This is a genomic window from Pseudonocardia sp. (genome assembly GCF_029263155.1).
In the GTDB taxonomy this organism is placed as follows: Bacteria; Actinomycetota; Actinomycetes; order Mycobacteriales; family Pseudonocardiaceae; genus Pseudonocardia.
This window is the reverse complement of the sequence record NZ_JAJCYB010000035.1, coordinates 61,660-68,758: the sequence shown is the minus strand read 5'-3', so window position 1 is coordinate 68,758 and position 7,099 is coordinate 61,660. Positions and strand designations below refer to the sequence as shown.

Below are 7,099 nucleotides of genomic sequence, written 5' to 3'. Positions count from 1 at the left end.
ACGACGCCGCGATGTTCGACGCCATCGCCACCCTGATCGACGCAGGCGCCAGGCCGCGCACCGCCGACGACGACCGCACCCCCGCCACCCGCCAGGCCGAAGCCCTCGCCGACGCCTGCGGGTTCGTGCTCGACCACGGCACCTCCGAGCAGGTGCCCGCCAGTGGCGGTCGCCGCCCGAACCTCAACGTGATGATCTCGCTCGACGACCTGGAACGCCGCGCCCGCGCCGCCGTCCTCGATTTCGGCGGCACCCTCTCGCCCGAGACACTGCGGATGCTGTGTTGCGACGCCGCGGTCATCCCCGTGGTCATGGGCAGTGCCGGGCAGCCACTCGACATCGGCCGCCGCACCCGCGTCATCCCCGAGGGCGTGCGCCGCGCCGTGACCGTCCGCGACCGCGGCTGCGCCCGCTGCGGCCGACCCCCGAGCTGGACAGAGATCCACCACATCGTTCCGTGGGAACACGGCGGCCCCACCCGCGTCGACAACTGCGTGATGCTCTGCCGGGCGTGTCACCGCCTGGTCCACCACGCCGGCTGGGACGTCCGGCTCGTCGGCGGGCGTCCCGAGTTCTACCCACCACCCTGGATCGACCCGAGGCGCCGAGCCCGGCGACGACCACCCGACATGCCCGTCGCAGCCTGATCAGTCCGGCCCTGAGCTGCCGAACACGACAGCACGGCGGCTCTTACTAGCCCTGCGCCGAGACCGCGAGCAGCAGGTAGCCGAGCAGCTGGTCGACGGTCATCGTCTCGGTCAGCGGCGGCCCGCCTGCGGACACCAGCAGCAGCGCGGCCATCACCCCGGTGGTGGCCGCGATCGCCGTGACCAGCACGGCGCTGAGCACGCCGCCCGACGTGCGCGGCGCCTGCGCGGCGACCCGCACCGTCAGCTGCCCGGAGTCCAGCGCGCTCACGATCCGGTCAACGCGCCGCGGCAACCGCCGGACCAGCGGCAGCAGCGCCGCCAGCTCGTCGGTGACGGCCCGGCGCACGGCCGCGGGCTCCATCCGGGCCGCCACCTGGGCGGACGCGAACGCGCGGGCGCCGGCGACCAGGTCGAAGCCGGGGTCGAGGCGGGTGAGCGTGCCCTCCAGCGTGCCGAGCGCGCGCAGCACGGCGGCCAGCTCGGGCGGTGCGCTCAGCCCGTGCCGGGCGAGCAGCGCGAACAGCTCGCCGACGGCGGCCGCGTCGAGCGTGGCACCGGGCCCGAGATGGCGCGCCAGCAGCCGGCCCATGGACCGCACCACCGCGCGCTCGTCGAGGCCGTCGGGCGCGTCGACCACCTCCAGCAACGCGTCGACGACGGCCACCGGGTCGTCACGGTCGAGCGCGAGGAGCAGGCGAGCCAGGCTCTCGCGCAGGCCGCCGTCGAGGCGCCCGACCGAGCCGAGGTCCAGCAGCCCCAGCCGCAACGGGGCGCCGTCGGAGCTCTCCGGGCCGAGCACGGGGATGTTGCCCGGGTGCGGGTCGGCGTGGAAGACGCCGTCGACGAGGATCTGACCGAGCAGGCAGTCCAGCAGCACCGGTGCCGCCTCCGGCCCGGCCTCGTCCACGGGCCGCCCGGAGAAGCGCTCCATCACCAGCACCCGCCGGGTCGCCTCGTGCACCCGCGGCGTGCGCACCACGTCGTCGACGCCGCGGCGGGCCGCGCCCGCCGCGACGGTGGCGATGTTGCGGGCCTCGGTGCGGAAGTCCAGCTCCTCGCGCAGCGACGCCGCGAACCCGTCGGCGAGCGCGGCGATTCCCAGCGACCGTCCCCACGGCGTCGAGCGCTCCAGCCGGCGCGCGATCCGGTCGAGGATGTCCAGGTCACCGGCGACGACCTGGGCGATCCGGGTGCGCTGCACCTTGACCACCACCGCGCTCCCGTCGCCCAGCCGCACCGCGTGCACCTGCGCGATCGACGCCGCGGCCAGCGGCTCGGGCGACACCCAGGTAGCGCACGACCCGCCGGATCCGCCGGGGCGTGCCGCGCACGACCGCGACCGGCCCGGGCAGCGACCCGCTGGGCATCAGCGCCTCGACCAGCACCAGCAGCACCATCGCGACAACGACGCTGATCAGCACGGCCGAGCAGGAGGTACCAGAACGCGGGGAACGCCTCGTCGCTGCCGCTGGCGAGCGCGTCGGCCGGGGTGATCGCGGGCGTCACCTCACCGGCCTGTCAGGGCGGGCCCCGGAACCGGTCGTTGTCGCGGTCGGCGCACCCCGTCCACCACCCCACCCCGACGGCGCGACACGGACGCACGCAGACCCCGACTCGCGGGGAGGTAGCGTTCATCCGGTCATGAGCGCCACCCTGCAGGCCACCGATCTCGCCGCCGGCCACGGCGCCCGCGTGCTGTTCTCCCGGCTCGACCTCGTCATCGCCCCCGGTGACGTCGTGGGACTGGTCGGGGCGAACGGCGCCGGGAAGTCCACGCTGCTGCGGCTGCTCGCCGGGGAGGCCGATCCCGAGGACGGGAAGGTGGCGCTGAGCCCGCCCGACGCCACCGTCGGGCACCTGCCGCAGGAGCCGGAGCGGCGGGCGGGCGAGACCCTGGCGGCGTTCCTGGCCCGGCGCACCGGCGTCGCCACCGCGCAGGCGACGATGGACGCCGCCGCCGAGGCGCTCGGGGAGGGCGCGCCGGGCGCGGACGACGCCTACGCCGCCGCACTGGACCGCTGGCTCGCGCTCGGCGCCGCCGACCTGGACGAGCGTGCGGGCGAGGTGGCCGCCGAGGTCGGGCTGGCCGTCGAGCTGGACACGCCGATGACCACGCTGTCCGGCGGGCAGGCGGCCCGCGCCGGGCTCGCGGCCCTGCTGCTGTCCCGCTACGACGTCCTGCTGCTCGACGAGCCCACCAACGATCTCGACCTCGACGGGCTGGAGCGGCTGGAGCGTTTCGTGCAGCAGCTGCGGGCGCCGGCCGTGATCGTCAGCCACGACCGCGAGTTCCTCGCGCGCACGGTGAACCGGATCGTCGAGCTGGACCTCGCGCAGCAGCAGGTGGGCGTCTACGACGGCGGCTACGACAGCTACCTCGCCGAGCGCGAGATCGCCCGACGGCACGCCCGCGAGGCGTACGAGGAGTACGACGACAGGCTCGGCGGGCTCAAGGAGCGCGCGCAGATGCAGCGCAACTGGATGGCCGCCGGGGTCCGCAACGCGCGCCGCAAGAGCACCGACAACGACAAGATCGGCCGCAACAAGCGGGCCGAGACCAGCGAGAAGCAGGCCGCGAAGGCCCGGCAGACCGCGAAGATGATCGAACGGCTCGACGTCGTCGAGGAGCCGCGCAAGGAGTGGGAGCTGCGGATGACGATCGCCGCGGCGCCACGCTCCGGCACGGTCGTGGCATCGATGCGCGGGGCGGTCGTGCGGCGCGGGTCGTTCACCCTGGGGCCGGTGGACGCGCAGGTCGACTGGGCCGACCGCGTCGTCGTCACCGGCGCGAACGGGTCGGGCAAGACCACCCTGATCGGGGCCCTGCTGGGCCGCGTCCCCGTCGACGCCGGGTCTGCCGGACTCGGGTCGGGGGTACGGGTCGGGGAGATCGACCAGGCCCGCGGGCTCTTCCTCGGTCCGGAGCCGCTGGCCCGCGCGTTCGGCGACGCCGTGCCCGACTGGGCCGAGTCCGACGTACGGACCCTGCTGGCGAAGTTCGGGCTGACCGGCGAGCACGCCCCGCGCCCGGCCGCCTCGTTGTCGCCGGGCGAGCGCACGCGCGCCGCGCTCGCGCTGCTGCAGGCCCGCGAGGTCAACCTGCTGGTGCTCGACGAGCCCACCAACCACCTCGACCTGCCCGCGATCGAGCAGCTGGAGCAGGCGCTGGACGGCTTCGGCGGCACCGTGCTTCTGGTCACCCACGACCGGCGCATGCTCTCGACGGTGCGCACCACGCGGCGCTGGGTCGTCGACGCCGGGCGGCTCACCGAGTCCTGACCTCGCCGGGGCCACCCCGCACCACGCCATCGCAGCGTGTACGGCGACGGGGCGCACCCACAGCTGGGGCGGGCCCCGTCGTCGCTCTGCCGGATCAGGCCTCGGGGGCCGCCGCCTGGGGACCGATGGCGAAGCGGAGTTCCTCCTCACCGTCGGCCCCCGCAACGGGCTGGACGTCGAGCACCTTGTCGTCGAGCACCTGCGCCGCAGCGGGTTCCAGGAACACCGCTACGCCGTCCCCCGACAGCACGACGTCATCGGTGCCGGGCTGGCCCGCAAGGGACAGCTCCAACCCCTGGTCCGGGCTCGGTGCGGCGATGCGCAGGCCGCCACCATCGGGCAGCTCCGCATCGGTGGTCAGCGACTTGATGGCTTCGGCCGCGAGATCGGTGATTGCCAACATGGGCGCCGACACTAGGGGGAGTTCGCCGCTCGCGCAGCGTGGAACCGCGGATCAGCCGAAGTCGTCCGGGTTCGGGCCGATCCGCCGCCCGGTGTCCAGCTCGGCGATGGTCATCATGTCGGCGGCGGCCAGCTCGAAGTCGAAGACCTCGATGTTCTCCCTGATCCGAGCGGGGGTGACGGACTTCGGGAACACGATGTTGCCCAGCTCGATGTGCCAGCGCAGGACGATCTGCGCGGGGGTCCTGCCGTACTTCTCGGCGAGTGCGGTGAGGCGCTCGTCACCGAGCAGGTCGCCGCCCTGCCCGATCGGGCCCCATGCCTCCGTCACGATGCCGTGCTCACGGTGGTAGGCACGCAGCTCCTCCTGAGGGAAGTGCGGGTGCAGCTCGATCTGGTTGACCGCGGGCACGGTGCCGGTCTCCGCGGCCAACCGCTCCAGGTGCGGGATCTGGAAGTTGGAGACGCCGATCGTGCGCGCGCGGCCGTCGGCGGCGAGCTTCTCGAAACCCTTCCACGTCTCCACGTACCGGTCGTGCGCCGGCCGCGGCCAGTGCACGAGGAACAGGTCGACGTGGTCGAGGCGCAGGCGGTCCAGGCTCTCCCCGAGCGCGGTGACGGCCTCGTCGTGGCCGTGGCGGTCGTTGTCGAGCTTGGTGGTCACGAAGATCTCGTCGCGACGCAGGCCGGAGTCGACGATCGCCTGCCCGACCTCGGCCTCGTTGCGGTACATCTGCGCGGTGTCGACGTGGCGGTAGCCGGCCTCGAACGCGGTGCCCAGTGCCGGGCCCACGTCGGCCGGATCGATCTGGAACACGCCGAACCCGAACTGGGGGATCTCGACGCCGCTGTTCAGCCGGATGTGCGGTACCTGAGTCATGCGGTCCGGGTACCCGGTATCCCGCGCGCCGGACCGCCGCGATGTCGTCGATCACAGCGGCGGCCCGTCTGCCGCCGTGCCGGACTACCGCTGCACGTTCTCGGTCAGCCGCTCCGACGGTTGCTGGCGGGCGATGCGCACGACGACCGCCGCCAGCACCGCCGCGAGCGCCACCAGCAGTCCGGTACCCGCGTTGAGCCCCACGCCGTTGATGAACACGAACGACAGCCCTCCGGCGAACAGGCAGTAGTACGTCGTCGGGATGATGGTCTTGCGGATCAGGTCGCCCTCGCGCCCCAGCAGACCGACCGTCGCCGACGCGGCCACGACGTTGTGCACCGTGACCATGTTGCCGGCCGCGCCGCCGACCGCCTGGGTGGCCACGACGGTCTCCGGGACCGCGCCGATGTTCTCCGCCGTCGCGAACTGGAACAGCGAGAACGTCAGGTTGGACACGGTGTTGCTGCCCGCGATGAACGCGCCCAGCGCGCCGATCCATGGCGCGAGCAGCGGCCACGCCGAGCCGGTCAGCACCGAAGCGCCCTCGGCCAGCGTGATCGGCATGCTCGACAGGCCGGTGCTGTTGTACTCGGGACCCGAGTTGATCAGGATCCGGACCAGCGGCAGCGCGAACAGCAGCGCCACCGCGGCCCCGGCGAGCTGGCTGCCCGCGACCTTCCACGACTCCGCGATCTGGGCCGGGCGCATCCGGTGCAGCGCGTAGGTGGCCAGGCAGGCCACGACGAAGACGAATCCCGGCAGGTACACCGGCTGCAGCGACTCCGAGATGCCGGTCCCGAAGATCTCGTCGAAGTCGATCGTGATGCCGGTGAGGAAGTCGGTGACCGGGGTGACGGTACGGCTGAGCACGAGCAGCACGGCGACCACGACGTAGGGCGACCAGGCCAGCCAGATGTTCATGCGGGTGCCCGCCACGGTCGACGTGTCCGGTTCCAGGGTGCCCGTCCAGCGGTCGACCCAGCGCTCGCGCGGCGGGAAGTCCCAGGTCTGCGCGGGCATGAGGAAGCCGCGGCTGGAGGTGAACATGACCAGCGCCAGCCCGATCAGGCCACCGAGCAGCGACGGGAACTCCGGGCCCAGCAGTGCCGCGACCGTCACCGACGGGATCGTCATCGCCAGTGCGGCGTAGATCGCGAACGGCCAGACCCGCAGACCGTCGACGAACCTGCCGCCGAAGAAGCCCGTGAGCATGCAGACCAGGAACAGCGGGATGAGCGTGCCGACGATCGCGTGCATCGTCGCCACCTGCAGGCCCAGCACCTGCAGGTAGGCGGGCATGTCCAGCCCGAGGACGGCCACCCGCGCCTCGACCGCCGGGTCACCGGCCAGTCCCTGACCCAGGCCGGTGAGCACCGGCGTGCCCGCCGCGCCGAAACTGACGGGCGTGCTCTGAATGATCAGGCCGACCATCACCGCCGCCATCGCCGGGAAGCCCAGCGCGAGCAGCAGCGGCGCGACGACGGCGGCGGGGGTGCCGAACCCGGACGCGCCCTCGATGAACGACCCGAACAGCCAGCCGATGATGATCGCCTGGACCCGCCGGTCCGCACTGACCGTGGTGAAGCCGGCGCGGATCGTCGCCAGCGCCCCGCTCGCCGTCAGCGTCTGCAGCAGCAGCAGGGCTCCGAAGATGATGTAGAGCAGGCCGAGCGCGATGATCAGGCCCTCGACGCTCGCCGCGGCGAGCACCGCGGCGTCCATGCCCCACACCAGTGCCCCGACGACCACCGCCGCGGCGAACCCGACCGGCATCGCGTACGTGGCGGGCCAGCGCAGCCCGACCAGCAGCACCGCCACGACCAGGATCGGCGCCAGAGCCGCCAGGCTCAGCAGACCGAGATTGTCCACGACGTCACCCCCCGATGAG

At 73.3% G+C, this 7,099-nt stretch carries 6 protein-coding genes; 2 read left to right on the top strand and 4 right to left on the bottom strand.

Translation table 11 applies throughout. The features are described from left to right. On the top strand, positions 1 to 647 hold a 647-nt coding region (locus tag Q1K26_RS06425), incomplete at its 5' end, for an HNH endonuclease signature motif containing protein (RefSeq protein ID WP_300008399.1). A 46-nt stretch (positions 648 to 693) separates the two neighbouring features. Here the strand turns inward: Q1K26_RS06425 and Q1K26_RS06420 are convergent. Further along, positions 694 to 1,935 (bottom strand): AarF/ABC1/UbiB kinase family protein, encoded by a 1,242-nt coding sequence (locus tag Q1K26_RS06420; RefSeq protein WP_300008397.1) that lies wholly within the window; start codon positions 1,933 to 1,935, stop codon positions 694 to 696. 356 nt (positions 1,936 to 2,291) lie between these two features. Between Q1K26_RS06420 and Q1K26_RS06415 the strand changes: the two genes are divergently transcribed. Beyond that, a complete protein-coding gene (locus Q1K26_RS06415) occupies positions 2,292 to 3,929 on the top strand; it encodes an ABC-F family ATP-binding cassette domain-containing protein (protein WP_300008395.1) in 1,638 nt (545 codons plus the stop codon). 94 nt (positions 3,930 to 4,023) lie between these two features. Here the strand turns inward: Q1K26_RS06415 and Q1K26_RS06410 are convergent, their stop codons facing one another. From Q1K26_RS06410 to Q1K26_RS06400, 3 genes are all read right to left on the bottom strand, one after another. After that, positions 4,024 to 4,332, bottom strand: coding sequence for an adhesin (locus tag Q1K26_RS06410; RefSeq protein ID WP_300008393.1), 309 nt, complete (start codon positions 4,330 to 4,332; stop codon positions 4,024 to 4,026). Positions 4,333 to 4,383: 51 nt separating this feature from the next. Continuing rightward, positions 4,384 to 5,211, bottom strand: a complete 828-nt coding sequence (locus Q1K26_RS06405; protein ID WP_300008392.1) for an aldo/keto reductase — start codon at positions 5,209 to 5,211, stop codon at positions 4,384 to 4,386. Between the two features lie 84 nt (positions 5,212 to 5,295). Beyond that, positions 5,296 to 7,080: an L-lactate permease gene (locus Q1K26_RS06400; RefSeq protein WP_300008390.1), complete on the bottom strand. Its 1,785-nt coding sequence runs from the start codon at positions 7,078 to 7,080 to the stop codon at positions 5,296 to 5,298. Between the last annotated feature and the right edge of the window lie 19 nt (positions 7,081 to 7,099).

Bases quoted from the DNA above. Each gene is read 5' to 3' on its own strand.
- Q1K26_RS06405 (WP_300008392.1), bottom strand. From the start codon at position 5,211: ATGACTCAGGTACCGCACATCCGGCTGAACAGCGGCGTCGAGATCCCC.
- Q1K26_RS06415 (WP_300008395.1), top strand. From the start codon at position 2,292: ATGAGCGCCACCCTGCAGGCCACCGATCTCGCCGCCGGCCACGGCGCC.
- Q1K26_RS06410 (WP_300008393.1), bottom strand. From the start codon at position 4,332: ATGTTGGCAATCACCGATCTCGCGGCCGAAGCCATCAAGTCGCTGACC.